Annotated in this window: 24 protein-coding genes; 7 read left to right on the top strand and 17 right to left on the bottom strand. The window is 68.7% G+C overall.

Going from position 1 to position 26,052, the window contains the following annotated elements:
- Positions 1–6 precede the first annotated feature (6 nt).
- Entirely contained in the window at positions 7–1,377 is a 1,371-nt protein-coding gene (gene phoH2, locus CLV40_RS04150; protein ID WP_104477117.1) for an RNA 5'-3' helicase PhoH2, read from the bottom strand.
- Positions 1,378–1,839: 462 nt separating this feature from the next.
- On the bottom strand, positions 1,840–2,616 hold the full coding sequence (locus CLV40_RS04145) for an isoprenyl transferase (RefSeq protein WP_181043317.1): 777 nt from the start codon (positions 2,614–2,616) through the stop codon (positions 1,840–1,842).
- A 58-nt stretch (positions 2,617–2,674) separates the two neighbouring features.
- Between CLV40_RS04145 and CLV40_RS04140 the strand changes: the two genes are divergently transcribed.
- Together CLV40_RS04140 and trhA are read left to right on the top strand one after the other, a co-directional pair.
- On the top strand, positions 2,675–3,103 hold the full coding sequence (locus CLV40_RS04140; protein WP_104477114.1) for a CoA-binding protein: 429 nt from the start codon (positions 2,675–2,677) through the stop codon (positions 3,101–3,103).
- A 108-nt stretch (positions 3,104–3,211) separates the two neighbouring features.
- Positions 3,212–3,835, top strand: a complete 624-nt coding sequence (trhA, locus tag CLV40_RS04135; RefSeq protein WP_104477112.1) for a PAQR family membrane homeostasis protein TrhA — start codon at positions 3,212–3,214, stop codon at positions 3,833–3,835.
- A gap of 27 nt (positions 3,836–3,862) precedes the next feature.
- Here the strand turns inward: trhA and CLV40_RS04130 are convergent, their stop codons facing one another.
- The 7 genes from CLV40_RS04130 to CLV40_RS04100 all read right to left on the bottom strand — a co-directional run bounded on the left by CLV40_RS04130 (position 3,863) and on the right by CLV40_RS04100 (position 10,334).
- Complete coding sequence (locus CLV40_RS04130; RefSeq protein ID WP_104477111.1) at positions 3,863–5,089, bottom strand: tyrosine-type recombinase/integrase; 1,227 nt, start codon at positions 5,087–5,089, stop codon at positions 3,863–3,865.
- A gap of 18 nt (positions 5,090–5,107) precedes the next feature.
- The gene (locus CLV40_RS04125; protein ID WP_104477109.1) at positions 5,108–5,296 is read right to left on the bottom strand and encodes a helix-turn-helix transcriptional regulator; all 189 of its coding nucleotides are present in this window, start codon (positions 5,294–5,296) and stop codon (positions 5,108–5,110) included.
- Between the two features lie 14 nt (positions 5,297–5,310).
- Entirely contained in the window at positions 5,311–6,915 is a 1,605-nt protein-coding gene (locus CLV40_RS04120) for a replication initiator (RefSeq protein ID WP_104477107.1), read from the bottom strand.
- A complete protein-coding gene (locus CLV40_RS04115) occupies positions 6,912–8,321 on the bottom strand; it encodes an FtsK/SpoIIIE domain-containing protein (RefSeq protein WP_245931048.1) in 1,410 nt (469 codons plus the stop codon). Before CLV40_RS04115 ends, CLV40_RS04120 begins: the two co-directional genes overlap by 4 nt.
- A gap of 667 nt (positions 8,322–8,988) precedes the next feature.
- Positions 8,989–9,486, bottom strand: a complete 498-nt coding sequence (locus CLV40_RS37770; protein ID WP_281261639.1) for an AMED_5909 family protein — start codon at positions 9,484–9,486, stop codon at positions 8,989–8,991.
- Between the two features lie 2 nt (positions 9,487–9,488).
- Entirely contained in the window at positions 9,489–9,878 is a 390-nt protein-coding gene (locus tag CLV40_RS04105; RefSeq protein ID WP_146107925.1) for a hypothetical protein, read from the bottom strand.
- Between the two features lie 3 nt (positions 9,879–9,881).
- Entirely contained in the window at positions 9,882–10,334 is a 453-nt protein-coding gene (locus CLV40_RS04100; protein ID WP_104477101.1) for a hypothetical protein, read from the bottom strand.
- A gap of 181 nt (positions 10,335–10,515) precedes the next feature.
- Here CLV40_RS04100 and CLV40_RS04095 point away from each other — a divergent pair, with 181 nt between their 5' ends.
- Together CLV40_RS04095 and CLV40_RS04090 are read left to right on the top strand one after the other, a co-directional pair.
- Positions 10,516–11,385 (top strand): DUF5919 domain-containing protein, encoded by an 870-nt coding sequence (locus CLV40_RS04095; protein ID WP_104477100.1) that lies wholly within the window; start codon positions 10,516–10,518, stop codon positions 11,383–11,385.
- Complete coding sequence (locus CLV40_RS04090; protein ID WP_245931046.1) at positions 11,382–12,158, top strand: inositol monophosphatase family protein; 777 nt, start codon at positions 11,382–11,384, stop codon at positions 12,156–12,158. The genes CLV40_RS04095 and CLV40_RS04090 overlap by 4 nt, the downstream gene beginning before the upstream one ends.
- 44 nt (positions 12,159–12,202) lie before the next feature.
- Here CLV40_RS04090 and CLV40_RS37060 read toward each other — a convergent pair whose 3' ends face one another.
- Positions 12,203–13,414, bottom strand: coding sequence for a hypothetical protein (locus CLV40_RS37060; RefSeq protein ID WP_146107924.1), 1,212 nt, complete (start codon positions 13,412–13,414; stop codon positions 12,203–12,205).
- Between the two features lie 601 nt (positions 13,415–14,015).
- Positions 14,016–14,546, bottom strand: coding sequence for a GNAT family N-acetyltransferase (locus CLV40_RS04085; protein ID WP_104477096.1), 531 nt, complete (start codon positions 14,544–14,546; stop codon positions 14,016–14,018).
- An 89-nt stretch (positions 14,547–14,635) separates the two neighbouring features.
- On the opposite strand from CLV40_RS04085, the gene CLV40_RS04080 reads away from it, so the two are divergent.
- Positions 14,636–15,184, top strand: coding sequence for a hypothetical protein (locus CLV40_RS04080; protein WP_104477094.1), 549 nt, complete (start codon positions 14,636–14,638; stop codon positions 15,182–15,184).
- 15 nt (positions 15,185–15,199) lie between these two features.
- Entirely contained in the window at positions 15,200–17,164 is a 1,965-nt protein-coding gene (locus CLV40_RS04075; protein WP_104477092.1) for an NACHT domain-containing protein, read from the top strand.
- Positions 17,165–17,184: 20 nt separating this feature from the next.
- Here CLV40_RS04075 and CLV40_RS04070 read toward each other — a convergent pair whose 3' ends face one another.
- From CLV40_RS04070 to CLV40_RS04050, 5 genes are all read right to left on the bottom strand, one after another.
- Positions 17,185–17,982, bottom strand: coding sequence for an ABC transporter permease (locus tag CLV40_RS04070; protein WP_104477090.1), 798 nt, complete (start codon positions 17,980–17,982; stop codon positions 17,185–17,187).
- Positions 17,979–19,034 carry an ABC transporter ATP-binding protein gene (locus tag CLV40_RS04065; RefSeq protein WP_104477088.1) on the bottom strand — a complete coding sequence of 352 codons (1,056 nt, stop codon included), beginning with the start codon at positions 19,032–19,034 and terminating at the stop codon, positions 17,979–17,981. The genes CLV40_RS04070 and CLV40_RS04065 overlap by 4 nt, the downstream gene beginning before the upstream one ends.
- A 453-nt stretch (positions 19,035–19,487) precedes the next feature.
- The gene (gene guaB1, locus CLV40_RS04060; protein WP_104477086.1) at positions 19,488–20,924 is read right to left on the bottom strand and encodes a GMP reductase; all 1,437 of its coding nucleotides are present in this window, start codon (positions 20,922–20,924) and stop codon (positions 19,488–19,490) included.
- Positions 20,925–20,942: 18 nt separating this feature from the next.
- A complete protein-coding gene (locus tag CLV40_RS04055) occupies positions 20,943–21,854 on the bottom strand; it encodes a hypothetical protein (RefSeq protein ID WP_245931043.1) in 912 nt (303 codons plus the stop codon).
- A gap of 858 nt (positions 21,855–22,712) precedes the next feature.
- The gene (locus tag CLV40_RS04050; protein WP_104477766.1) at positions 22,713–24,221 is read right to left on the bottom strand and encodes an ATP-dependent DNA ligase; all 1,509 of its coding nucleotides are present in this window, start codon (positions 24,219–24,221) and stop codon (positions 22,713–22,715) included.
- Positions 24,222–24,350: 129 nt separating this feature from the next.
- On the opposite strand from CLV40_RS04050, the gene CLV40_RS04045 reads away from it, so the two are divergent.
- A complete protein-coding gene (locus CLV40_RS04045; protein ID WP_104477081.1) occupies positions 24,351–24,539 on the top strand; it encodes a hypothetical protein in 189 nt (62 codons plus the stop codon).
- Here CLV40_RS04045 and pdxR read toward each other — a convergent pair.
- Positions 24,526–25,917: a MocR-like pyridoxine biosynthesis transcription factor PdxR gene (gene pdxR / locus CLV40_RS04040; protein WP_104477079.1), complete on the bottom strand. Its 1,392-nt coding sequence runs from the start codon at positions 25,915–25,917 to the stop codon at positions 24,526–24,528. The two genes, CLV40_RS04045 and pdxR, sit on opposite strands and share 14 nt — an antisense overlap.
- Positions 25,918–26,052: the final 135 nt, after the last annotated feature.

The raw sequence follows: 26,052 nt of genomic DNA, 5'->3' as shown, positions 1-26,052 counted from the left end.
ACCACGTCACTGCGCGTGGTCCTCCAGCATCTCGGTCACCAGCGCCGCGATCGGCGACCGCTCCGACCGGGTCAGCGTGACGTGCGCGAACAGCGGGTGGCCCTTCAGCTTCTCGATCACCGCCGCGATGCCGTCGTGCCGCCCGACCCGCAGGTTGTCGCGCTGGGCGACGTCGTGGGTCAGCGCGACCCGCGAGCCGGAGCCCAGCCGGGACAGCACGGTCAGCAGGACGTTGCGCTCCAGCGACTGGGCCTCGTCGACGATCACGAAGCTGTCGTGCAGCGACCGGCCGCGGATGTGGGTCAGCGGCAGGACCTCCAGCATCCCCCGGCCCAGCACCTCGTCGATCACCGGCTTGCCGACCAGCGCGCCCAGGGTGTCGAACACCGCCTGGGCCCACGGCTGCATCTTCTCGCTCTCCGTGCCCGGCAGGTAGCCGAGGTCCTGCCCGCCGACCGCGTACATCGGCCGGAAGACCACGACCCGCTTGTGCAGGCCGCGCTCCATGACCGCCTCCAGGCCCGCGCACAGCGCCAGCGCCGACTTGCCGGTACCGGCCCGGCCACCCAGCGACACGATCCCGATCTCCGGGTCGAGCAGCAGGTCGAGCGCGACGCGCTGCTCGGCGGAGCGGCCGTGCAGGCCGAACGCCTCCCGGTCGCCGCGCACCAGGCGGATCTGCTTGTCGGCGGTGACCCGGGCCAGCGCGCTGCTGGTCCCGGCCATTAACCGCAGACCGGTGTTCACCGGCAGGTCCACCGCGACCCCGAACTCGGCCAGGTCGACGGTGCCGTGCTCGGCGGAGAACAGCGCGTCGACCGCGGCCACCGGGACCTCGAGGTCGCTCATCCCGGTCCACCCCGACGGGGAGACCTCGCCCGCGCGGTACTCGTCCGCGTCGAGCCCGACCGCGCCCGCCTTGACCCGCAGCGGGATGTCCTTGGTGACCAGGGTGACCGCCAGGCCGTCGGCGGCCAGGTTGAGCGCGCACGCCAGGATGCGCGCGTCGTTGCCGTCGGTGCGGAAGCCGGGGGGCAGCACCGACGGGTCGGAGTGGTTGAGCTCGACGTGCAGCGTGCCGTCCCCCACCGGGATCGGGACGTCGAGCCTGCCGTGCTTGCGCCGCAGGTCGTCGAGGAGCCGGAGCGTCTCCCTGGCGAACCAGCCCAGTTCGGGGTGGTGTCGCTTGCCCTCCAGCTCGCTGATGACCACCAGCGGGACCACGACCGAGTGCTCGTCGAAGCGGGTCAGCGCCCACGGGTCGGCGAGCAGCACGGAGGTGTCGAGGACGTAGGTGCGCCTGGCTGAGTCGGCCTCCTGGGAGACCGCGCTTGAGGAAAGGTCTGCGGTGCGCCTGGGCGAACGCGAAGCGGTCACGGCAACTCCTCGCGGACGCGGCACCGCATCCGCTCCTCGGTGGGCCGGGCACCGGCCCCGGTCGGGTTACGCCAAGTCGACGCCGGGTGTGGCTACCGGCGCCCACCTGCTCCCCCACGGGGACCGGGTGCCGGCCCCCTCGTGATCGAAACGCTCACGACCAGGACCTCCCGGGCCGGACCGCAGTGGACACGGCCCGACACTTCGCAAGTTACCTGCGCGGTATGACAATCGGCACGCTGCCACACAGGTGATTTCCTATTTCGTCACCGTCGTGACATCCCGCAGCCACGCGACCGCGCGCCGTGCCCGGACCGTCCACATACCACAGTCGTCGACCTGCGACAGCGGCCATTCGGCCGCCCGTGTCCGACCCGCCCCGCCGTGCTCACGCAGCGTGCCCGACCGGGTGCGGTGACGAGCAGGTATGCACTAAAGGACTGAAATGGTTCCCAGTAGCGACTACGAGCCGAATCGGCGGTGCCGGATTCCGTAGTTGCGCAAGGCGCGGAGGAAATCCGTGCGGCGGAAATCGGGCCAGTAGGCCTCGCAGAAGTGGAATTCCGAGTGCGCGGACTGCCACAGCAGGAAGCCCGACAGGCGCTGCTCGCCGGACGTGCGGATGACCAGGTCCGGGTCGGGCTGGCCGGAGGTGTAGAGGTGCTCGGCGATGTGGTCGACGTCGAGCACCTCGGCCAGCTCCTCGATGCTGGTGCCCGCCTCGGCGTGCTGCTGCAGCAGCTTGCGGACCGCGTCGGCGATCTCGCGCCTGCCGCCGTAGCCGACCGCGATGTTGACCTCCATGCCCTCGCGGCCCGCCGCCCGACCCGCGGCGGCCTGCAGCCGGGTCGCGGTGTCCTCGGGGAGGATGTCGAGCGCGCCGATGACCCGCAGCCGCCACGGCGCGCCGGGCTCGGCCAGCTCGTCGACCACGTCGCCGATGATCTGCAGCAGCGGCTTGAGCTCGGACTCGTCGCGGTTGAGGTTGTCGGTGGACAGCAGCCACAGGGTCACCACCTCGACCCCGGCCTCCTCGCACCAGCCGAGGAAGTCGGCGATGCGCCGGGCGCCGACCCGGTGGCCGTCGTTGACGTCGGTGAACCCCGCCTCGCGGGCCCAGCGGCGGTTCCCGTCCAGCATGACCCCGACGTGCCTCGGGGTTCGCCCGCCCGCTTGCTGGACGAGCCGCTTCTCGTAGATGCCATAAACGATGTCGGCCACGCGCCTACGGAGACTCACGGCCGATCAGGTTACGCCGCCGAGGTGTATTCGGGGGCACACTGGGGACGTGCAGCGCATGGGGATCGATCCGGTATGGCAGGACCTCGCCGTCATCGAGCGGCTGGTCCGGGAGTCACGCACCATCGCCGTCGTGGGGCTCAGCGACAACCCGGGCAGGCCCAGCCACGGGGTGGCGCGGTACCTGCGGTCGGCGGGGCTGACGGTGTTCCCCGTCAACCCGGGGCTGACGTCGTGGGAGGGGCTGGCGGCGTACCCGTCGCTGGCCGCGGTCCCGGAGCCGATCGACGTCGTGGACGTGTTCCGCCGACCCGAGCACGCGGCCGCCGTGGCCGAGGAGGCGGTGGCCGTCGGGGCGGGGGCGTTGTGGCTGCAACTGGGCGTGATCAGCGCGGACGCGGCCCGGATCGCGGCCGAGGGCGGGCTGGACGTCGTGGTGGACCGGTGCCTGGCGGTGGAGCACCGGGAGGTCGTCGGCTGGTCGTGAGTGAGCCACGGCACACTCCTCGAGCGGAATAACCTACGGGTCCGTAACCTGGTTGACGTGACGGCACCGACGCAGGGCCGGCCGAGTGCCGGTCACGGCAAACCGCGCATGCGCGGAGTCATCCACCTGTGGTCGTTCTTCGTCTCGTTCGCCGCGGGCGGGACGCTGATCTCGGTGGCCGCCACGATCTCGCCCCTGGCGGCGCTGGCCACCTCGGTCTACGGCGTGACGGTGCTGGGCCTCTTCGGCGTGAGCGCGCTCTACCACCGCCGCTGGTGGGTCACCGAGCGCGCCCGCACCACGATGAAGCGCCTCGACCACTCGATGATCTTCGTGTTCATCGCGGGCACCTACACCCCGTTCAGCCTGCTGGCGATGGACCGCCCGACCGGCTACATCGTGCTGTCGGTGGTGTGGGGCGGCGCGCTGCTGGGCGTCGGCCTCAAACTCGCCTGGCCCCACGCCCCGCGCTGGCTGGGCACCCCGATCTACATCGCGCTGGGGTACGTCGCCGTCTTCGTGCTGCCCGAACTGCTGCACCACGCGGGCGCGGCGGCCCTGGTGCTCCTGCTGGTGGGCGGCCTGTTCTACACCGTCGGCGCGGTCTTCTACGCGACGAAGTGGCCGAACCCGTGGCCCACCACCTTCGGCCACCACGAGTTCTTCCACGCCGCGACCGTGCTGGCCGCAGCGTGCCACTACATCGCGATCTGGCTGGCTATCTTCCCCTAGCTGCGGTTATGGGGTGCTGACGCCCCCTCAGGCCGCCTGTAGGCCGTCACCCGGGTGGAGACCGCCGATGAAGGCATCCACAGCCCGGCGGGTGCGGTCGTGACTGCTGGCCAGCAGGTGCGTGTAGACCCTCAGCGTGAATCCCGGGTCGCTGTGCCCGAGGTACTCGGCGACGGCCTTGACCGACTCGCCCGCGTCGAGCAGGACCGAGGCGAACAGGTGTCGCAGCGCGTGCATACCGTCGTCCCGAGTCGGGCTCTCCACTCCGGCCCGCGCCAGCGCCGGTCGCCAGACGCGCAGGTTGAACGCGCCGCGTCGGCAGGCCCCGCCGTCCTGGTCGACCATGATCACCCGCACGGTGACCGGCTCCCCTCCCGGGTGCAGCCAGGGCAGGGTGAGCGTCGTAGGCGGGAAACGCTCCATGTACGTGTCCAGCACCCGCAGCAGACCCCCGGCGAGAGGTGCGCTCCTGGTCTTCCCCCGCTTCGGTGGGGCGAAAACGGGCTGGTTCCCGACGAGCCGGACTTGGCGGACCACGTTGACCGCCTCCGCTTCCCGGTCGAGGTCATCCGGCGAGAGCCCGAAAATCTCGCCCTGCCGCAGCCCGAACCCCGCCCCCATCGGTACCGCGATCTTGAACCGGTCTGGTAGGGCGTCCTGAACGGCCGAGGCCCTTGAGGTAGACCAGACAGCTATTCGCCTCCGCTCGACCTGCGGCCTTGTGACGCTCCGTGCGTGGCAGGGGTTCTCGAGGATGCGCCTGTCGTCGACTGCGGCGTTGAGGATCGACGCCAGATGGGTGAAAAGCAGGACCCGATAGTTGACCGACACGGCCCTGTCCTGCAACTCCCGCAGCCACGCCTGCACCTCGCCCGGCTTGATCGCGCCGAGGGACTTCTTCTCGAAGAACGGGTAGAGGTGAACCCGCAGCCGCCCCGAGATCCGCTCCCGGGTCGTGTAGTCGAACGTCTGGGAGTCGACCCACTGGGAGGCGAAGGACACGAAGCCCATCCGCGCTCGTTCAGGGTCGACGTACTTCCCCTCCCGCTTGTCGTTCTCGACCGCGATCAGGAAGTCATCGGCGTCTTTCTTCTTGCGGTCCGGGAACGACTTCGACCGCTCCCGCCCTTCGGGGTCGAGGTACCGGACCTTGTACCGGTCACCCTTGCCGTAGAGGGCCGTTTTCTCCCGCCGTACCTTCCCGTCCTTCGGGTCCGTGACCTTGCGGTACCAACGGTCTTGGATATGAGCCATCAACTTCCCTTCCTGGTATTAGGCCGCGTCCGCGAGAAACCACGCCTGCACGGCGGCCGGGTCGTACCGAAGGTGCCTTCCGACCTTCCGCACCGGCGGCCCCTCACCCCGCCATTTCCACTGGTAGAGCGTTTTGGCTGGCACACCGAGGTATGCCGAGACGTCGTCGACGGTCCAGAGCCGGTCGATGGATCGCAGGTTGTCCATGTCGTTCCCCCAGGTCACGCGGCCAGTTGGCGAGTTGCTGAAACATCGGCGGTAGCGCCTGGTGGCCCTTGCGCGGCGAGAAGCGCTCGTTCGTACTCGGCGCGCCAGGTGACTCGTTCGGCGATGGCGCGCATGACGAGGTGATCCCGGGGTGGTGCGTTGCGGTCGCCGGGTGCGAGTTTGCGCCAGACCAGGGCGGAGGTGTCCCGGACGGGTTTGACGATGCCCACCGCGGCCAGGGTCTCCGTCACGAACGCGGCCCGGTCCGCCTTATGCTGCAACAGCGTCTTGCCCGACCACTTCCGCGACACCAGAACGCGTCGGCCGGGCAAGCCGAGGGTGGTCCGGCGGTGCGCGCGGCCCTTGCAGTGCCCCGGTGTAGTTCGGCTGGTGGCTCCCACGGGTTGGATGCCGTAGAGCAGCCACACCGCGCACCGGGGCGAACAGGGCGTCACCAACAGCTCTGCGTGGAGTCGGTCATGGTGATCCCGCTGCGAGCTGGTGTTCGCCGAGATGACTTCTCCGGTGGACTTGGTGAGGTACTTGGTCAGGTAGCCGATGTGCCGTCCGGCTTCCTCGGAGCCGCCGAGGATGCCCTTGGAGTGGACCTGCGTGCCGAAGGTCGCCACGTGCGCGGGCTCGTCCACCTGGTCCACCGCGTCCGCCCAGGCCGTGAGCGGTGCCCGGGTCGCTGGGTCGACGAATCGTTCCCCGTCCCACACCGGCACCAGGCCGTCGCCGTAGACCATTTCGTCATGCGGAGGCCACCAGACCTGTAGGTAGGTCGCGGCGGTGACCTGCCGGATCACCTCGTGCGGGATGGAACCGCGGATCGCGGTGTGCAGGTGCGGTGCCGCCCGTCGCTGGGGCTCGACGGTGGCGAAGTACTGCACGTCCCAGCCCACGACGCGGCGCAGGTTCTGCCACCACCGGTCGACCAGGGAGGCGAAGTGCACCGCGTCCCGAGCCGCCCGCCGGTAGTTATAGAGCCCGGGGTCGACCGGTGAGCCGTCCGAGCGCACCGGCCCGTAGGTGTCGCACGTGAGGGTGACGAACATGGACGGCCGGAACCGGCCCGCGAACTCGCGACCGAGGGTGTGTTTCTCCACCCGCCGCCGAGGCAGGTTGGGCGCGTCCTGCCGCCGCCTGGTCGACCGCACGGGAGCCCGCTTGGCCGCCCCGTCGGGGTTGGGCAACCGCCCTCGGACGCCGAGCTGGTGAAGTTCAGCGTCGACCGAGCGGATCTCCTCCCGTAGGTCGTCCGCGTCCGCTCCCATTGCATCGCGGTAGGCCGCCACGAGGTCCGCTCGGAGTTCCACCAAGGCCCGCTGATCATCCGTGGGTTTGGCCGCGGCCGTTGATGGTTCCTCGGTGAGGTGCCATCCCTCCCGGCACTGGACCATTCTCAGCGCCCGAGCCTTGCGCGCACACGGCAGACACACAGACTCCACTGTGGAGCCACAGGGCACGCCGATGTACTTCACCGCACCGGTTTCCGGGTCGGTGACTTCCATGGTGAAGGGCCGTACGCACACCCCGTGCTGCTCAGCGGTCGCCCGCACCACATCCGTCGACAACGGTCCCCGGGCCGGTAGTTGGGCAACGTTGGTGTCGGTCATGCCGCCGTCCCCCCGTCGATCTCACGCGGAGCCCGGTCCGGGAACGGCACGATCGTCGCCGACCCGCCGGTGATGTAGTGCCGCAGTTCGACCAGGTTCGTGTCCGTGACGTGGAACGCCCGTGCCCGAACCGGGTCGCGTTGACCGTCCACTTTGACCCAGGCGACACCTGGGGTGGACTCGCTGATCTCATGCGCGTTGGCGCCACGAGCCCGCAGTCCGTCGCCGAGGACCATGTCCACCTGGGTCGCCTCATCGAGGCGCATCGCGATCCGGGTCGGGAACAGGTTCCGGAACGGCACGATCTCCTTGCGCGGGTCCTGCACGAACGCCAACACACCGAACCCGGGTGCCCGGCCCTGGGACGTGATGGTCTGCAACGCCGTCTGAGCGCGCTCTCGGAGGCGCTTGTCGGTCTGGTAGGCGATCAGGTCCGCCAACTCGTCGACCACCAGCAGTGTGAACGGCTCCCCGGTCTCCCGAGCCCACAGCCGCCGCACACCCCGATACGTCGCCGCCCGTGTCCGCACCTCAGCGGCCACTTCTTCGAGGAGGGTCACCGCGGCTTCGCCGTTGTCATAGACGACCCGGTCGAACACCTCCGGAACCTGGCCCAGCTCCATCCCGCCCTTAGGGTCGATACCCACCAGCCGCACCGCACCCGCCTTGACCAGCGGCGCCAACGCCCACACCACAGCCCAGAGAAGCGACCCCTTACCCGCACCCGTCACCCCAACCGTGAGCAGGTGGTTGCCCAGCAGCCGCAGCCGCCACGGCTTGCCGGTCTCGGTCCGGCCCACGACCACCCGCCGCAGATCCACCCCCGATTCCGTGCCCATCGCGGGCAGCGCCACTGGTGATGCGAGGGGGTTGGAGTGCACCAGGTCCAGCTCGATGACCCCGGGTCGGATCACCCGCACCCGGCACGACCTGGACCCGAACGCGTGTGCCAGGCCCGACGCGCGAGCTTCCCACTGTTCCGGGGCCTGGCCCTTGACCATCCGCACCCGGACCCGGTCCCGCCAGCCCTCCGACCTGGTCCGCCGCAGTCTGGGCAGGTACTCGCGGCCCTTCGCGGAGGCGGTCAGGTTGGACAACCGCGCCACCGTCCGCCACTGATGCGCGTACACCGCCACCCGCCGGAACTCCGTACGCGGCCACCGCAACCACACATCGAACCGGGGCTTGTCCCGCCACCACCACACGAACAACCCCACCCCGACCACGAACACCACCGACCCGAGCAGCCATAGCCCACCCCACCGGTAGAGCAGCAGGGCAAGCAGGCCGAGCACGACCGAGACGGGGTAGAACCACGCCACCCGCACCACCCTCGCCGCCACCCACACGGCAACGATGACCAGCGCAACGGGGACCAGGACCAGCTTCACCCAGCGCGGGAGCATGGTCCACCACGGCAACCGAGGCCGCGCCACCTCCAACGGCGCCGGATCAACCCACCTGCCGCTACCCATCACCAACCACCCCGCACGACCGCGTGGGACGGGTGAGCGACACTGCTGAACACCAACGCCAAGGCGCCCATGCAGGACGCACACTGCGTGTCCCCCGGAAGCAACCGGGCGAACCGCTTGCACTGACCGCATCGCGTTCGAGTTAGCCCCCTTGCGGAAGCACCCGAGTTCTGGATTACCCTTGCCACGTCTACTCCCCGAGTGGACAGGCACAGAAGCGGAGAAGGCCGCCAAACCACATCCGCTTCTGTGGCCTACATTTCCCGAAAGCGCAGTGAAGACGCGCGACATCGCCGCACGACCCACGCGCGGTTTCTCGCCCCCTGTATGGACTTTCAGTCCAGATCTTCTGGTTGGTACACCCCTAAGGTCGCCCGGCTCATCAGGTTCCGGCAGGTTTCCCGGGCGCTGTTGACCCGGTCCCATCTTCGGCAGAACCGGGTGTAGTCCCGGTGGTCTTCAACCGTCCACGTGTCCGAGGGACTCATGAACCGGTCTCTTGCCCTGGGGTAGAAGCCGCGGCGCCGCCACCGCCGGTACACGTTCGCCACGACCACACCGGTCACGTAGCCGGTACCCCAGGCCAACAACAGTCGTCTCATACTTCCTTGCCTTGGATTTCCCGCGCGGCCCGTCGGCTCTTCTCGGCGTAGTAGAGCGCCAGATGGTGGTTCCACCGGTCGATCTCCGCCACAGCGGCGAACAGCTCCGCGCAGGACTGGTGGTAGGTCAACCAAACGGAGGGCTGCGCACTGATCCTCGGGTGCGTGTCATCAAGCTCCCTGCACAGTGCGTCGAGAGACCGGAATCGGACCACCTTGTGCGGTCCGGTTCCGATCGCGTCGGTCGGGATCTCGTCCAACGACCGTTGCGCCTTCTCGTGTTCGCGTTCAGCCCAATACAGCGCTTCGGATGCGTTGCCAGTGTCCACTCGGGAGATCTCCCGGTAGGTGGACGCGCTGTGGTAGTAGTACGCCCTCCATTCCGAGGCAGGCGCCAACGGAGCCGGGCGGATCGCCACCAGTGCCTCATGCGCGGCACGCAGTAGACGAATCTCACCCTGCCCCGTGCCAATCCTGACCCTCCCACCGGACACCGCTATCGCCTCCCGCTGTCACGCCGCGCGCGGGGATGGCCCGGGATGACGTCCACATCGATCCGAGAGCGCGCGTGCCAGTCCCGGGCCTGCTGCTCAAACGCCTGGGCTGCCGCGTTCAGGCCCGCCAGCAGCCACCACGGCAGGCCCGCCGTCCCGGCGATCTCCCGCCACAGCACCGCCACGTTCCACGACGCGTCCGCCATCTCCTTCGCCGCGCCGACATCACCGGGCGGACGCTTGGCCGTCCCCTCGTACGCCTGGCCGAAGCGCCGGTATGCGTCCTGCCAGCGCTCCACCATCTCGCCCGGTACCGGCGGGACGTTCCAGTCCCGACCCCACCCGGGCCACTCGCGGAACGGCACGGCCGATGTCGCAGGTTCTTGCGCCATGGCTTACGCCGCCTTGCCCGACGTCTCGCCCGCGGCCTTGCCCGCCCTGGCGCTGCTGGAGGCCGCCGCCGCGAACCCGGTGGCCCGGTAGACGTACGCCTGGTACTTGAACTCACCGTTGCCCGCGATGCGCGGTTCCGCGGTCAGCCCGACCAGCTCAATCGGCCGCATCCCCGGCAGAACCTCCGCCGTGGTCGGCACCGGCTGCACGTCGGCGACCAACGTCAACTCGAACGACGCCCGCTTGGCGTTCGGCTCGCTCGGGTCGGTGACCTTCGCCTTCCACTGCCGCTGCCCGGTCGTCTCGTCCATCCGCTGCCGCACCGGCCGACCCGCCGCCCTGTCTTCTCGTGACTGGTATTCGTTGTCCGGCGCGACTTCGCCGATGAGGACAAGACCGTCAGGAAATGCGTCCGAGAACTCGACGGGGAATCGGTGCCCCTTGCTCATACCCATTGGTGTCAGTACCTCCGCTGTGTCTGCGACCTGCTCCGGCCGCTGACTACAGCTTCGGCGCTGATGAGTCCCGTCGAGACACCGCCGTAGTCCCGCCTGGCCTCACCTGACACTCACGTAGTCTCGTCTATGTCTCGTCTGTGTGGTAGCGTCGAGGAGTCCACCGAGGTGGGAGGCCCCGATGAGCGAGACGACCATCCTGTTGAAAGTGCTGCTCAAGCAGCGCCACCTACAGGGCCACCGTGCCTTCTGTCGCGAATACGATCGGGCCGCGAAAAAGGTCGATCCGTCGCTGATCGGTGGCTACCCGAGCAAGGCTCAGTTCTACCGGTGGATTTCCGGTGAACTCCTCGGTCTGCCATACGCCGACCACTGTCGGATTCTGGAAAACATGTTCCCGAACTGGTCGGCCGAACAGCTCTTCAAGCCCTACCTAGGCGGCATGGACTTCATCCCCGAGCCCACTCCCACCCAGCCCGTCGCGCAGGCCGCCCCCACCGTGCGCTCGGAGCTGGCAGGACTCACCGCGGCCTACACCAGCCGATCCGAGTTCCACCACCACATGCCGCCCCACAAGCTATTCGACGGCGCCCGCAGCATCCGCATGGTCGGCCTGTCCCTGAACCTGCTGTGCCAGCAGTACCCCGACCGCGACCTGATTGACCTCATCGAGAACGGCACCGAGGTCGACTGCCTGTTCCTGGACCCCGCAGGCGAGGCTATCCGCCGACGCGGCGCAGAGGAGGGCCACCCCGACACCCTCCTGTCCACCCTCACCGACGTCAACATCGGCGCCATGAGACGCGTGGCCCTCAAACTCACCCCCGACGCCAGCCCACGCCTACGCCTGCACGTCTACGACGAGACCATCCGCTTCAATATCACCATCGTCGACGACGCCCTATGCGTGGTGCAGCCGTACCTACCTGACGGCCGAGGCCTCGAGTCCCCCACCCTGGTCGCCGAACGCGGCGAGACCCCGGGCCTCTACGAGACGTTCAGCCAAGTCTTCGAATCCCTATGGACCCGATCCCGAGAGGTCACCGCGTGAACGAGCACCAGGCCCACCTCAAGATCGCCGAAGACGCCGTCACCATCGCCCGCGACCTCATCGCCCGCGCAGGCCCCCTCACCGTCCGCGACAAAGGCGACCGCGACCGCGTCACCGACCTCGACATCACCATCGAACGCACCGTGCGCGCCTACCTCGCCGAACAAACCCCCGACATCGGCTTCCTAGGCGAAGAAGAAGGCACCACCGCGACCTCCAGCGATTCCGTCTGGACCCTCGACCCCATCGACGGCACCTCCAACTTGGTCCACGGCCTACCCCTCTACGCCGTCTCGCTAGCCCTGGTCACCAACAACCGCCCCGTAGTCGCCGTCATCGACCTCCCCGCCCTCAACATGCACTACACCGCCACAGAAGGTGGAGGCGCCCACAACCAACACGGCCCCATAAGCGCCAGCACCACCACAGACCTCTCGTCCGCCATCGTCTCCCTAGGCGACTACGCCGTAGGCGTCCACGCCGAGGAGAAGAATCACGAACGCTTGGCCATCACCGCCCGCCTAGCCGCCAACGTCGAACGCATCCGCATGTTCGGCTCCGCCGCCATCGACCTAGCCTGGGTCGCCGAAGGACGCACCGATGCCGCAATCATTCTCTCTAATAAGGCCTGGGATACGGCAGCGGGCGTTCTTATCGCGCGTGAAGCAGGCGCGATCGTCTCCGATATCTCTGGCGGCCGCCATGTCATTGAGTCTTTGTCGACTATCGCAACGGCGCCGGGTGTCTATAGCGGTGCACTGTCCCTGGTTTGATTGCGATCTTCGAATACTGGGATGCGGGCACATCGAAAAATAGGTTAGGAGTGATGTCGAATGCCAGTTCCCGATGCGCCGTCGTGGCGGAAATCGAAGACTACTTCGGCGTGCGCGAAGCCTTCTAGATCCAATGTGGCGCCGAGGTCCTCGTAGATCAAAGTATTGGCTTGATCGGCAACGCCAAACTGGCGAACTCTAGTGCTCGTGTCTTTCAAAGGGATCTTCCCGGAGAAGGTGACGTGCGTATCGTCAGACTGATCGGCAGAGCGGAACATCGGGATCGCCAACAAGTCGTCGGGTGTAACCGGTTCTCCTGGTCGGCGCTCTTGAACTGGTTGGCTGGATACGTAGAGGTGGGCGTGGCCTTCATAGGTGCTGGCCAGCATCTCGAATCCCGACGTTGTTAATCCTCCTCCGCCGATGTGTCGGAACCCAAGAGAAGCTTGAGTCAGGTCCAAGTACAGTTGACGCAGGCGCTTTACGGAGGTTCTTAGACGCTGTCGGGTTTGATGCTCGTGTGGCAGCATCACTAGTGCTCCAGCCTTCGCGTGGAAAGTCAAAGTTCGAGCATTGGCGTATATGTCAGAACGCACAAACTTGTCAGGATTGGGTGTGTTTGGTGGCGCATAGTCGGCAAAGTTGACCAGCTTGGCTGCTGCCCGAAAGGCGGCATCTAGCCAGTCCTTTTCTTTGCCAGCCGGACGGCCATCTGCCCGGAGTGGAGGAGGCTCGATCGTGCTTAAAATCGCCTCAAGTGCCAAGTAGTAGTTTCTAAAAGCGTCAACCATGTCTGTTGTCGACTGAGCCAATCGAAAGTACCGAAAGCTGAGGTGCCAGGCAGGGGGCGACGGTGGCAGCGAAGGTCGAATATTGCCGTTCGAGTCTTGGACTTGAGCTTCGGCACTAAGCGTCATGGTCAGACCGTATGAGGTATGCATCCTGCATGACCTTCCGACGCTGCTGTCTGACCACCAAAGGATGTGACGGTCTTCAGAAGGATCCAGTACGCGGCTCATGTTTCCGTGGATAGCCCAGCGGTCCAGGGCTTGTTGAGCCAGCGCAACAGCGGCCTGTAGTAGTTCATCCAGATTCTTCTCGTATGATGCAAGATTGACGACGAGCGCTGCTGAACCGGAGCTTGCTTCAATCGTTCCTGTTGCATTCCGAATTGATAAAGTCTTATTGGCGGGACGTGAGAGATAGAGCACAGCTCCCTGATTCCCATTTATTAGACGGTCGTCAAACTTTGCCATCGTTACACGATACGCCTGCGTGTGGCGAGAGTGCATCCCCCGTGGTCTGTGTGACTAAATATCGTCTCTTATCGAGAACTGCTCACGTTGATGCAGTGCTGAACCTGGCTCTATGGGATCAAGGCCGCGCCGCCTGCGCGGCGCGGCGGGTGGGCCGGTCACCCTGCCGGGAGGCAGCATTCATCGCGCCACGGCGCGGGCTCCCGCTTCGCTCCGCCCGCGCGGGCGCGCGGCGCGGCCTGGCAGGTGCTCGGCTGCCACGCCGCGCAGGCGGCACGGCCGGAGCTGCCCGCGGCTTGCGAGGTACCAGGGGCTACCCCGCCCCTGGACCCCGGGAGCCCACGGCACGATCCGCGCCATACTCTGCCTAGCTCGACAGCCCCGTAGGCGCGGATCGCACCGTGGGTACGTGCCCCGGGAACGCCGAACGGCCCGGCTGTCCGCTTGGGACAAGCCAGGCCGTCCACAGGCCGTGAGAGGGCAGCAAGCCCTGAGACCCGTTGAGAACTACCGAGAAGCAAAACGCCAGGTCAGACCCCATGCAACGCCTACAAGCCCATGTCGCGTGCGACCAGGCTGCACTACATCGCGATCTGGCTCGCTATCTACCCGTGAACTCCCGGGCCAGCAGGCTCATGATGACCTCGTCGTGCAGCTCCCCGTCCCGCCGGAAGGTCTCGCGGGTGCGGCCCTCCTCGACGAACCCGACCTTCCGGTAGACGTGCCGGGCGGACTCGTTCTCCGCGACCACCGTCAGGCCGATGGCGTGCAGCCGCATGTCGTTGAAGGCGAAGCGGCAGAGGACGCGTAGGGCGTCGGTGCCGTAGCCCTTGCCCTGGTCCTCCGTCGACCCGAGGTAGAGGTCCAGGGTCCCGCGGCCGTTCTCCGGGTTGGTGTCGCGCAGGGCGGTGATGCCGACCAGCCGCCCGTCGGCGAGTTCCTCGATGCCGAAGACCACGCGCTCGTAGCCGTTGACGCGCTCCTCGATCCGCTTGCGGATGGCCTGCCGGGACTCCGGGTAGGACGTGACCAGCCAGCGCATCGAGCCCTCGTCCTGGTCCCAGTGCCAGATGAGGTCCGCGTCGTCGGGTTCGAGCGCGCGCAGGCGCACGAGAGTGCCGGTGAGACTCATGGGTTCACCTTGGACGAACACGCCTGCCCGCACCAGTGATTTACGCGTAAGTTGAGCAGTGATGTAATCATGTAATCAAGGGAGCTGACATGCGCAAGCACTGGGGCCGCGGCGGCAGGCAGCAGGCCGACGTCCCACCCGCGGGTGACGCCGCGGCCTGGTTCTCCGGCAGGTTGCCGGAGTGGTTCACCGGCGAGCCGGAGGTGACGGTCGACCGGGAGGAGATCCTGGTCGTGGGCACCCTGGCCAACCTGACCAGCGAATACCCGGACGACGCCGCCCAGGCGGCTGCCGAGTCCGGTCGGATCGCCCGTTGGCGGGAGGAGACCCGCGACGAGCGCATCGAGATCGCGCGCCAGGCCGAGCACCGCTACGGCCGCAAGGTCGCCTGGGGCGCCACCCTGGGCGGCACGACCGAGTTGTTCACCACCCTGTCCGTCCCCGTCATGACCCGCCTCCGCCAACCCGAGCGCCTGGTCCTCGACACCCTCGTCGACGCCGGTGTCGCCCGGTCCCGCTCCGACGCCCTGTCCTGGGCCGTCCGCCTGGTCGGCGACCACGCCGAGACCTGGCTGGCCGACCTGCGCGAGGCCATGGGCAAGGTCGACGACCTGCGTGCCAAGGGGCCGGAGCTGTAGCTACTGTGTCCCCCGATGTCGGTCAGATGGTGGGTCGCGGCGGGGCTGGTGGTCGCGGGCGTGCTCAGCGCCCTGGCCAACTTCGTCCCTTGGCCCGTCGCGGCCCTCCTCGGCCTCACCGCCGGGGTGCTGACCTTCGTCGGGGCACTGTGGTTGCAACGCGAACCCGCGTCGCTGGACCTGGCGGCGTTCGCCGGGCAGGTCCGCGAGCAGTGGCGGGCGGAGTTGCAGGCGCGGGGGATCAGCCTCTCGGCGCCGCTGAACGTGCGCTGGTCGGCGACCGACCGGCCGGTGTCCGCGCCCGCCACGGCCATCCTCGGGGACGCCGTCGGCGGTAAACCCATCCGGGTCCGCGCGGACGGCGACCTGCGCGACCTGGCCGCCAAGTTCCGCGACGAGCTGCCGCGCGGGCAGCTCGTCATCATCGGGGAGCCCGGGTCGGGCAAGACCGTGCTGGCCACGTTCTTGGCCATCGACCTGCTGACCGGTGACCCGCCGGTCCCGATCGTGCTGCCGCTGTCGTCGTGGGACCCGGACTCGCCGCTGCGCGACTGGATCGTCGACCGGCTTGCGGCCGACTACCCGAAGACCGCGTCCGCGAAGGCCTGGCGCGACCTGCTCGGCGCCGGGAAGCTCCTCCCGGTCCTCGACGGCCTCGACGAGATCCCCGAGCCGCGCCGGGCCGCCGCCCTCGCCGAGATCAACACGGCGTTCGACGGTGGGGCGCCGTTCGTGCTCACCTGCCGGGCCACGGAGTACGAGGAGATGGTGCGCGCGACGGGGAGTCCGCTGAGCACGGCGCTGGTCGTCGAACTGGCCCCGGTGACGCCGGGGCAAGTGGTCGACTTCTTGCGGCGTCCGGGGCAGGAGGACCGCTGGGCGCCGGTGTTCGCGGCGGTGCGCGCGGGCGGCCCGCTCACCGACGCGCTGTCGTCCCCGTTCATGACCTCGCTGGCCAGGTTCGCCTACGCCAGAACGGAAACCGACCCCGCCGACCTCTGCTCGCTCCCGGACGCCGACGCCGTCCGCCGCCACCTGCTGGCCGCGCTCCTGCCCGCCGCCTACTCCCCGCGCCCCCACCCGGACCTCGGCACCACGCAGAGCCCCGCCTACCGCCCGGAACAGGCCACGGCGTGGTTGACCTTCCTCGCCAAGGACATGACCGCCCGCGACACCGTCGACTTCGCCTGGTGGCGCCTACACGAGTCCCTGACCGGCTGGCGCCGCATCGCCCTGCGACTGTTCTTGCCCGTGGTCTGGCTCTGCGTACTGGCGGGCGGCGCGCTGGGGGGCACTGTCGGCCTGGATCCGGGTGTCGGCGCGGCTCTCGGCGGGGTGCTCGGCCTGGCCATCCCCACCCGCTCCAGGAATCCGGGTTGGCTGACCTCCACTGTGGATACTCGGGCGACAGTTCTGCGGTATGTCGTCGCCACCACGGTGTTCCTCGTGCTCGCTGCATGGGGAGGAATCTTGGCGTGGCAGGATCACCTGGTTTGGCGGGACGAGCTGGCAGTAGGCGGCACCCCTGCCGGGCCCAGCCCCTTCATGCTGACCATCCTCATTCTGGTGGTTGTCTTCCTGCCTTTCAGCGTTTTCACCGGCTGGTTGGTGTACCTGGTCAACGTGCGCAACCGGTTGTCCGGCCGCGCGCTCCCGACCATGCGGGAATCACTGGCCGCCGACGTCGGGTTCGCCAAGGCCAATCGCTCCGGCTACATCAGCCTCTGGATTCTGCTGGTCTTGGTGTACCGGGGCGAGCCGGATATCGTTGATGTGGCGCTCGCGCCGCTGCTTGTCAGTGCCTTCACCTGGCACGCAGCCGCCGCGTTCCGCACCACAACGTGGTTGCTGCGTGGGAGTCTGCCCCGCCGCCTGCTGTCGTTCCTCGAAGACGCGCACGCCCGCGGGATCCTGCGCCAAGTCGGTGCCGTGTACCAGTTCCGGCACGCCCTCCTGCAACAGCACCTGGCCGGGTCCTGACAGACCCGGCCAGGTCCTGCTCAGTCCAGCGCCCGCCGCAGGAAGCCGCGGATGCCGAAGAAGCCGAAGACGCCGCAGGCGACCACCATCACCAGCAGGCTGATCCAGATCGGGATGTGCGGCACCCACGGCACCAACTCCGCCCGCATCCCCTCACTGACGTACGTCAGCGGGTTTAGCGCGCAGATCACCTGGAACCACCGCAGGTTCGCCAGGCCCATCCACGGGAACTGGGTCGACCCGGTGAACATCAGCGGCATCAGGATCACCGCGAACAGGATGTTGATCTGCCGGGGCTGCACCGACGTCCCGATCGTCATCCCGATCGCCGCCCCCACCAGCGATCCCAGGATCACGATCAGCAGCACCGGGATCCACGCCGACGCGGGCCAGTGCACCCCGTCCAGGATCAGGAACCCGATCGGGATCATCACCAGGGCCGCGACCACGCCCCGCAGCGCGCCGAACAGCATCTTCTCCACCGCCACCCAGGCGATCGGGATCGGTGCCAGCAGCCGGTCCTCGATCTCGCGGGTCCAGGAGAAGTCCATGATCAGCGGCATGGTCGTGTTCTGCAGCGCGCCCAGGAACCCGTTCAGGGCCACGATTCCCGGCAGCAGGATGGCCGCGAAGTCGCCGCCGACGTAGCCGAGGTTCACCAGGACCTTGCCGAAGATGAACAGCGTGAAGAACGGCTGCACGATCACCTGGGCGAGGAACGGCAGCAACTCGCGGCCCGTGACGAACGTGTCCCGCCACAGCACGGACCCGAAGGTGCGCAGCGGTGTGCTGGACCGGATCTCGGCGGTCTCGGTCATCGCAGCTCCCGTCCGGTGAGGTGGATGAAGACGTCCTCCAGGCTCGGCGTGCCGATCGACAGGTCGGTCACCTCGCACGTCGCGTCCCCCAGGACGCGCAGGACCAGGGGGAGGACCACCGCCGGTTCGAGTGCCGTGTACAGCCGGTACACGCCTTCGGTCTGCGGGGCCGTCGCCAGTTCCGCGGCCTTGGCGGCGATGGCGGCCATCGCCGCGGCGGGCAGGCCGGGGGGTAGCGCGGCCGGGGCCGGTCCGCTCGACCCGATCCGCTCGACGCGCTCCACGCCGTCGATGTCCGCCAGCGCCTTCTCCACGACGGCGCCGTCCGTGCCGCCGAGGTGGACCGTGACGCTCACAGTCGTGCTGCCCGGCAGGCCGCGGGTCAGCGCGGCCGGGGTGTCCAGGGCCAGCAGCTTGCCGTGGTCGACGATGCCGATGCGGTCGCACAGCTTCTCGGCCTCGTCCATGTCGTGCGTGGTCAGCACGACGGTGACGCCCTCGGCGCGCAGGTCGAGCACCCGGTCGTGGACGAACAGCCGCGCCTGCGGGTCCAGCCCGGTCGACGGCTCGTCCAGGAACATGACCTTGGGTTTGTGCATCAGCGCGCGGGCGATCATCACCCGCTGCGCCTGGCCGCCGGAGACCAGGTCGATCCGGTCCTTGGCCCGGTCGGCGAGCCCCATCCGGTCCAGGATCTCGTCGGCGCGCGCGGTGCGCTCGGCGCGCGGCACGCCGTGGTAGGCGGCGTGGAACAGCAGGTTCTGCCGGATGCTCAGCGACCGGTCCAGGTTGTTGCGCTGGGGGACGACCGCGAGGATCTGCCGGGCCCGGGTCGAGTCCCAGACCACGTCCACGCCGTGCACCAACGCCCTTCCCGACGTGGGCAGCACCCGCGTCGTCAGCACCCCCACCGTGGTTGTCTTGCCGGCCCCGTTTGGACCGAGCAGGCCGAACACCTCTCCGGGTTCGACGCTGAAACTCAGGCCGTCCACCGCAGGTTTGGGGTTCTTCTTGTACAGCTTGACAAGGTCTTCGACCTCGACTGCTCTCACCCTGCAACCATAGGCGCGCGGTCAATTCGGATGTTCCACCACCCAACCGGCAAAGAACCGTTTGCCGCCAACCCGTGTGGACCGTTCGTCCACATGCCGCCGAGTTGTCCACAGGCCACCGAACTGGCGTTGTTCCCCCTGCTCACCGCGCACTAGTGTGGAATTCGGGGGATCCCACAGCCCGATGATCTTGGCGGGTGGGCGCGGCGGCGGTCGCCACCGGCGCGGAGTTCCCGGCGGATGCCGGTGACCGGAGTGGCCTTGATCTTCACGCAGAGCTGAATCAGCCCGCGGACCTCTTGTTCCCCGCGGACCTCTTGCTCTCCGCCGAGCCGCGCACGGTTGTCCGCGCTGCCGGAGGTGACCACCCGGCCGGCTTGCTCCCGCGCGATCCGCGAGCCCGGCGGGTGCGTCCCTTTGGCATGACCGGACCCGCTGGTCGGCGGTCGCCCGTCACCAGCCGGACGGCAGCGGCCTGCCCTCCGCGAAACCCGCCGCCGACTGGACGCCGACGACCGCTCGCTCGTGGAACTCGCCGAGGGTCAGGGCGCCCGCGTAGGTGCAGGCCGAGCGGACGCCCGAGCAGATCGAGTCCAGCAGGTCCTCCACGCCCGGTGCGCGCGGGTCCAGGCGCATGCGGGAGGACGAGATGCCCTCCTCGAACAGGCCCTTGCGCGCGCGGTCGAACCCGCTGTCGCCGCGTGTCCGCGCCGTGACCGCGCGCTTGGACGCCATGCCGAACGACTCCTTGTACGGCCTGCCCTGCTCGTCGCGCAGCAGGTCGCCCGGGCTCTCGTACGTCCCGGCGAACCACGAACCCACCATCACGCTCGACGCGCCCGCCGCCAGCGCGAGCGCGACGTCGCGCGGGTGCCGTACCCCGCCGTCCGCCCACACGTGTTTGCCCAGCTCGCGGGCGGTTTCCGCGCACTCGTACACGGCCGAGAACTGCGGTCGGCCCACGCCGGTCATCATCCGCGTCGTGCACATCGCGCCGGGGCCGACGCCGACCTTGATCACGTCCGCGCCCGCCTCGACCAGGTCGCGCACGCCGTCCGGGGTCACCACGTTGCCCGCGACCACCGGCACGTCCGGGTGCGCCGACCGCACGGCGCGCAGCGCGGTGAGCATCTTCTCCTGGTGCCCGTGAGCGGTGTCGACAACCAACGTGTCCACCCCGTACCCGAGCAACGCCTTGGCCTTCGCCGCAACGTCGCCGTTCACCCCGACCGCGGCCGCAACGCGGAGCTGACCGTTCGCATCTACAGCGGGTTGGTAGATGTCGGCGCGCAACGCACCCACCTCGGTCAGCACGCCTGCGAGCCGACCGGTGTCGTCCAGCGCCAGTGCGACCTTCGCGGTGTGCGCGTGGAGGGCGTCGAACACCTCGCGCGGGGCGGTGTCGATGCTGAGCGTGACGATGGCCGGGTCGGCGATCTCGCTCAACCGGGTGAAACGGTCCACACCGCTACACGCTGCTTCCGTCACCACCCCGACGGGCCTGCCTTCGTCGTCCACCACCACTACGGCGCCGTGCGCGCGCTTGGGCAGCAGGTTGATCGCGTCGGCCACGGCGTCGTGCGCGCGCAGCACGAGGGGCGTGTCCCACACCCGGTGCCGGGTCTTCACCCACTCGACGATGTCGCCGACCGCGCGCGGGTCGACGTCCTGCGGCAGCACGACGAGCCCGCCGCGCCGGGCGACCGTCTCGGCCATCCGCCTGCCCGCGACCGCGGTCATGTTGGCCACCACGATCGGGATCGTCGCGCCCGTACCGTCCGATGTGGACAGGTCGACGTCGAACCGGCTGGCCACCGCCGAGCGGCCCGGCACCAGGAAGACGTCGTCGTAGGTCAGGTCGTGGGCTGGTTCGCCGTGGTAGTAGCGCACGGTTGCCAAGGTACGGGCTCAGCGCCACTCCAGCGAGATCCCGGCGATGCCGCGCTCGGAGCCGGGGTAGTAGGCGCTGACCACGTACCCCCGGTCGCAGTACAGCTCGGTCGACACGGTCGGGGGACGGCTTTCGGTGATGCGGACCTCCTGGACGCACCGGGCCGGGACGTCCTCGGTGGGGAGTTGCATCTGGAGCAGGTACGGCCCGGACGGCGCGCGGAAGATCCGGAAGTAGCCGGGGCACTCGACCCCGGAGTCGTCCTCGACCGTGTAGCTGATGACGGCGGTTTCACCTTCGGTGAGGGTCCGGTCGAACATCAGCTCGAAGATCACCGACACGTCCTTGCGCCGCACCCGGCCGAGCCGGCACCCGTCCCCCGCGGTGACCCGCACGACGTCGACGTCGCAGCCGGGCTCGCCGTGGTAGACGGCCACGTACCGGTCGACCCCGGTCTCCAGCGCCCGACCGACGAGCAGCGTGTGCACCTTGGCCTGTGACCGATCAACCCCGATGGTCACCCGCTCGTGGGCGAGTTGCAACTCCATCGAGGAGTTGCACCGCTCAGGGTCAGCACCGATATCGGCCAGCAACTCCCGCGTCGTCGGCCCCGCGACGACCAGCTCGGCGAACGACGCCGACGGCGGCGTCCGGCGCGGGGTCCGCTGCCGGGGCCCGAGCAGGACGACGAGCGAGTCGGTGGGTAACCCCAGCACGCTCTCCAGCCCACGCACGGCCCCGAGCGCGTGATGCACGTCCGGGTGGCGCAGCCCGCGTTGCCAGTAACTGAGGGTGGACTCGGCGATGGAGATATCCATTCGCGACAGATGGGCGCGCAACCGGGCCAACGACAGGCCCCGATGCTCGATGGCGGTCCGCAACGCCACGTGGAACGGCCCCCGCCGCAGGGCGTCCCCAAGCACATCCACAGACACCAGACCTCCGACGCGGCCCGAACGGGTGAAGAATGTGAACGTTCACGGTAGCCATCGAGGTCGGCGCGGTAAAGACACAAACCCGCCAATGGCACCAAAGCGCCTGGGTTGCCGGCGAATGACCGTCGGAAACGCTGTTGTAGGAGCAAGTCGACGAACCTGGAGCGCTGTGGGGCGAGGGTTGGGCGGACGGCCCTTCACTCACTCGAACACCGAGGTGAACGGCCAACGAGACACGGTGCCGCGGGGCGGCCGCATGCCTCCGGCCCCCGGTATCAGGCTTATCGAGGGGGACCGGCACTTCCCGGCGAAGATGATCAAGCCGGTGGACCGCTTGAAGGCGCGCCCGGCAGCGCATCGACCGGCCGCCTCCGCCCGCCGCTGCGGTCTAGCGGTGATCGACGGATGCCTCCGGCCCCCGGTAACCATTCTACCGAGGAGGGCTGACAGTTCCTGGCGAAGACGATCAAGCCTGTGGACAACTCGAAGGCGCTTCGACCAGCCGGCCCGCGCCGCCGCTGCGACCCGGTGATGATCAACCGATGCCTCCGGCCCCCGATGACCATTCTACCGAGGAGGGCCGACACTTCCCGTCGAAGATGATCAAGCCTGTGGACAATCGGCCAGGTTGTGGCCTCCCGCGGTGCCATCCACAGCGCTCGTCCACAGTCATCCACAGGCTTGATCATCTTCGCTCGGAACTGTCGGTGCCCGCCGGTAGAATGGATACCGGGGGCCGGAGGCGTGCCAAGATCATCCCGGCGTGCCGCTCAAGGCGCGGGGAGACCGCTGGCGGGACCCTGCATGAGACCCGCAGGCAGCCGGGGTGCATGTTGACCATGCTGCGGTGCTCTACTCGCCGCCGGGGAGCAGGGTTCGGACGGTGGTGATCGTGTCGGCGTCGGCCGGTTCCTTGTCCGGTCGGTAGCGGACCACCCTCGCGAACCGCAGGGCGACGCCGCCGGGGTAGCGGGTGCTGACCTGCACGCCGTCCAGGGCGATCTCGACCACCAAGGCCGGGTGCAGGTACACCGCCCACTCATCACGCGCGGATTCGTGGGTGGGGAATTCCTGGGTTTGCCATTTCAGCAGGTCGTCGGTCAGGCCCTTGAACGTCTTGCCCACCATGACGTATCCGCCATCGGGATCGCGGGCCCCCAGGTGCAGATTCGACAGATACCCCGTCCGGCGACCGTGCCCCCATTCTGCGGCCAAGACGACCAGATCCAGCGTGTGCACGGGCTTGATTTTCTGCCAAGCCTTTCCTCGACGCCCCGCCTGGTAGGTCGAGTCCAGGTCCTTGACCATCACGCCCTCGTGGCCCGACGACAGCGCCGCCTCCAGGAAGTCCGACGTCCCCTCCGTCGTCCCCGGGATCACGTGCGTGCCCACGACCTCGACCAACGCCGCCACGCGCGCCCGCAGTGGGCGGTCGATCAGGTCCTCGCCGTCCAGGTGGAGGCAGTCGAAGAAATAGGGTCTCAACAGCAGTGCCTTGACCTGTTCCTCGACCGTGCTGCCGAACCGGCTCATCGTCTCCTGAAAAGGTCGTGGACGCCCATCATCGTTCAGGGCCAGGGTTTCGCCGTCCAGTACAACCGATTCGCAGGTGAATCCCCGAACCAATTCCACCAATTCGGGAACGGAAGATGTTATTTCTCGCAGGGTGCGGGTGTAAACGCTCACGCGCTCGGCGTCTTTGTGTACCTGGATTCGGGCTCCATCCATTTTGTACTCCACCCGGCAGGGCTCCAGCTCCGCCACCGCCTCCTCGAACGACGACCCCGGCGACGCCAGCATCGGTCGGACCGGGCGGTGCAGTTCGATCCGGAACGCCGCCAGTGCCTGCACACCACCGGTCAACGCCGCCGACGCGGTGGCTGGGAGGCGGCCCGAAAGCATGAAAGCCCGCCGCACGGCCGCGCCCGGGACGTCGGCGGCGCGGGCGATCGCGTCGAGCATCACTCCTTCGAGGGCGCCTTGGCGCAGTTCGCCCGTCAGCAGCGCGCGCAGGAACCGCTGTTCGACGGCGGTGGCGGCGGCGAACAGCTCGGTCAGCAGCGCGGTGCGGCGGGCCGCCGAGCCCTTGCCGCTGGTCTCCGCGATCTCGGCCAGCACGCCGTCCACCGCGGCCACCGACAGCCCCGCCACCGCCGCGGGCTCCTCGTCGACGGCCAGCACCGTGCGCCAGCCCGCGCCGATGCGGCCCTGGCGGGGCGCGCCCGACAGGTACGCCACGACCGGCGCCACCTCGTCCTCCGCCGCCCGCCGCAGCAGGTCGGCCAGGGCGTCGACCTTCGCCAGCCGGGACCGGGTGGACCCGACCTCCGTCGAGACCGCGACCACGTCCCCGAAGCTCAGCACGCCCTCATCGTGCCCGCGACCACCGACATCCACCATCGCGCGAACCCGGCGGAGCTCGTTCGCAACCCCGGGCCCGCTCAGCCGTCTTGATCTGTGAGCCCCTCGCGCACCCAGTGGAGCCCAGAAATGCGTCTTCTCCTCGCCGTCGTGGTCGGCACGGCGGCTTTGGCGTTGTCGGGCTGTGCCGAGCGCACACCGACACCCGCCGCCGAGCACGAGCTGCCCCGACCGGCCCGTGTGGCCATACCGGTGGACCCGCCCGTGCAGAGCTGGACCGAGGCGGGCGGTTCGGTGTGGACGGTCAGGTCGCGCTGACCTCGGCGATCTCCGCCACCGCGGCGCGCAGCCGATCGACCGACAGGGCGGCGTAGCCGACCACCAGACCGGGGAAGGGACTGGTGGACAGCGCGTACCCCGACAGCGCGGGTGCGTTGATACCCCGCCGCGACAACGCCTCTTGCAACGCCGCGTCATCCGTGCCGTCCGGCAGGCGCAACACAAGGTGCAGTCCTGCGGCGACACCGTGCGGTCGCCACGTCGGTAGGGCGGATTCGACAGCTTCCAGAAGAGCGTCTCGACGGCGTCGGTAGAGCTGTCGGCTGCGTCTTAAATGCCGGTCGTACCCGCCGGATCTCAGCATGTGCGCGAAGGCGGCCTGCGGCAGGGGAGAGCACCCGAGGTCGGACAGGCGTTTGTGGTCAACGACCCTCTTACGCAAAGCGGCCGGAACGACCATCCACCCCAACCGGATAGCGGGAGCGAGCACTTTGCTCACGCTGCCCAGGTAGACGACACGGTCGCGGTCGAGCACCTGCGTCGTACCGACCGCTGGACGGTCGTAGCGGTGTTCGGCGTCGTAGTCGTCCTCCAAGACGTAACCGTCACGTTCACGTGCCCACGCCACCAACGCCCTACGACGCTGCGGACTCAGTACGACCCCCAACGGGAACTGGTGCGCCGAGGTGACCAAGACGGCCCGGCAACCGCTGCGCGGCAAGAGGTCGACGCGCATGCCGTCTTCATCCACCGGGATCGGCACCGGTCGCAGACCGTGGGCCTGGAGGGCTTCGGATGACCCCGGGTGGGTGGGGTCCTCGACCGCGATCGAGTGGTGACCGGCGGCTTTGAGTACGCGGGCGATCAGTGACTGGCTCTCCGCGACCCCGTGCGTGATCACGACATCGGCCGCCTCGACCGCGCGCACACGGCCGAGGTACGCCGCCAGCTCCGTCCGCAACGCGGGTAGGCCCGCCGGGTCCGGGTAGCCGAGGTCGTCGTCGGTCAGCGTCGCCAGACCGGCCTTGGACGCGGACTGCCATTCCGCGCGGGGGAAGGCGCTCAACGCCGGTACGCCGGGGCGGAGGTCGTAGCGCCACCGGGGACGCGGCTCGGTCGGAGGAGGTGCGGCTACTTCGGATCCGGCGGGCGTAGTGGCGACGGTGGTGCCGGAGCCGTGTTTGGCCTTGAGGTAGCCCTCGGCGACCAGTTGCGCGTAGGCGGCGCTGACCGTGCCCCGGGACAGGCCGAGCTGACCGGCCAAGTCGCGTGTGGAGGGCAGCCGGGTGCCCTGGGGGAGTCGGCCGTCCCGGATCGCCGCCCGGACCGCGGCCTCCAGCGTCCGTCCGCGCCTGCCGTGGCCGGTCTCGGCGAGGTCGGGGACCAGCAGTTCGCGGAAAGTCGACCAGCCGGGCATACCGCCAGCCTACGGTCCGTCGCGCTCGGGCCCGGTGCGCGATCACAAGGGTATGAAGTCACCGCTGCGCCCATCGGTCCCGCCGTCGGGAACCCCCGTCCGGGGCGCTCGTCTCCGCGTTCCCGCAGGTACTCG

The sequence above is a fragment of the Actinokineospora auranticolor genome (assembly GCF_002934265.1).
Taxonomy (GTDB): Bacteria; Actinomycetota; Actinomycetes; order Mycobacteriales; family Pseudonocardiaceae; genus Actinokineospora; species Actinokineospora auranticolor.
This window is presented reverse-complemented; position numbering and strand designations above follow the sequence as displayed.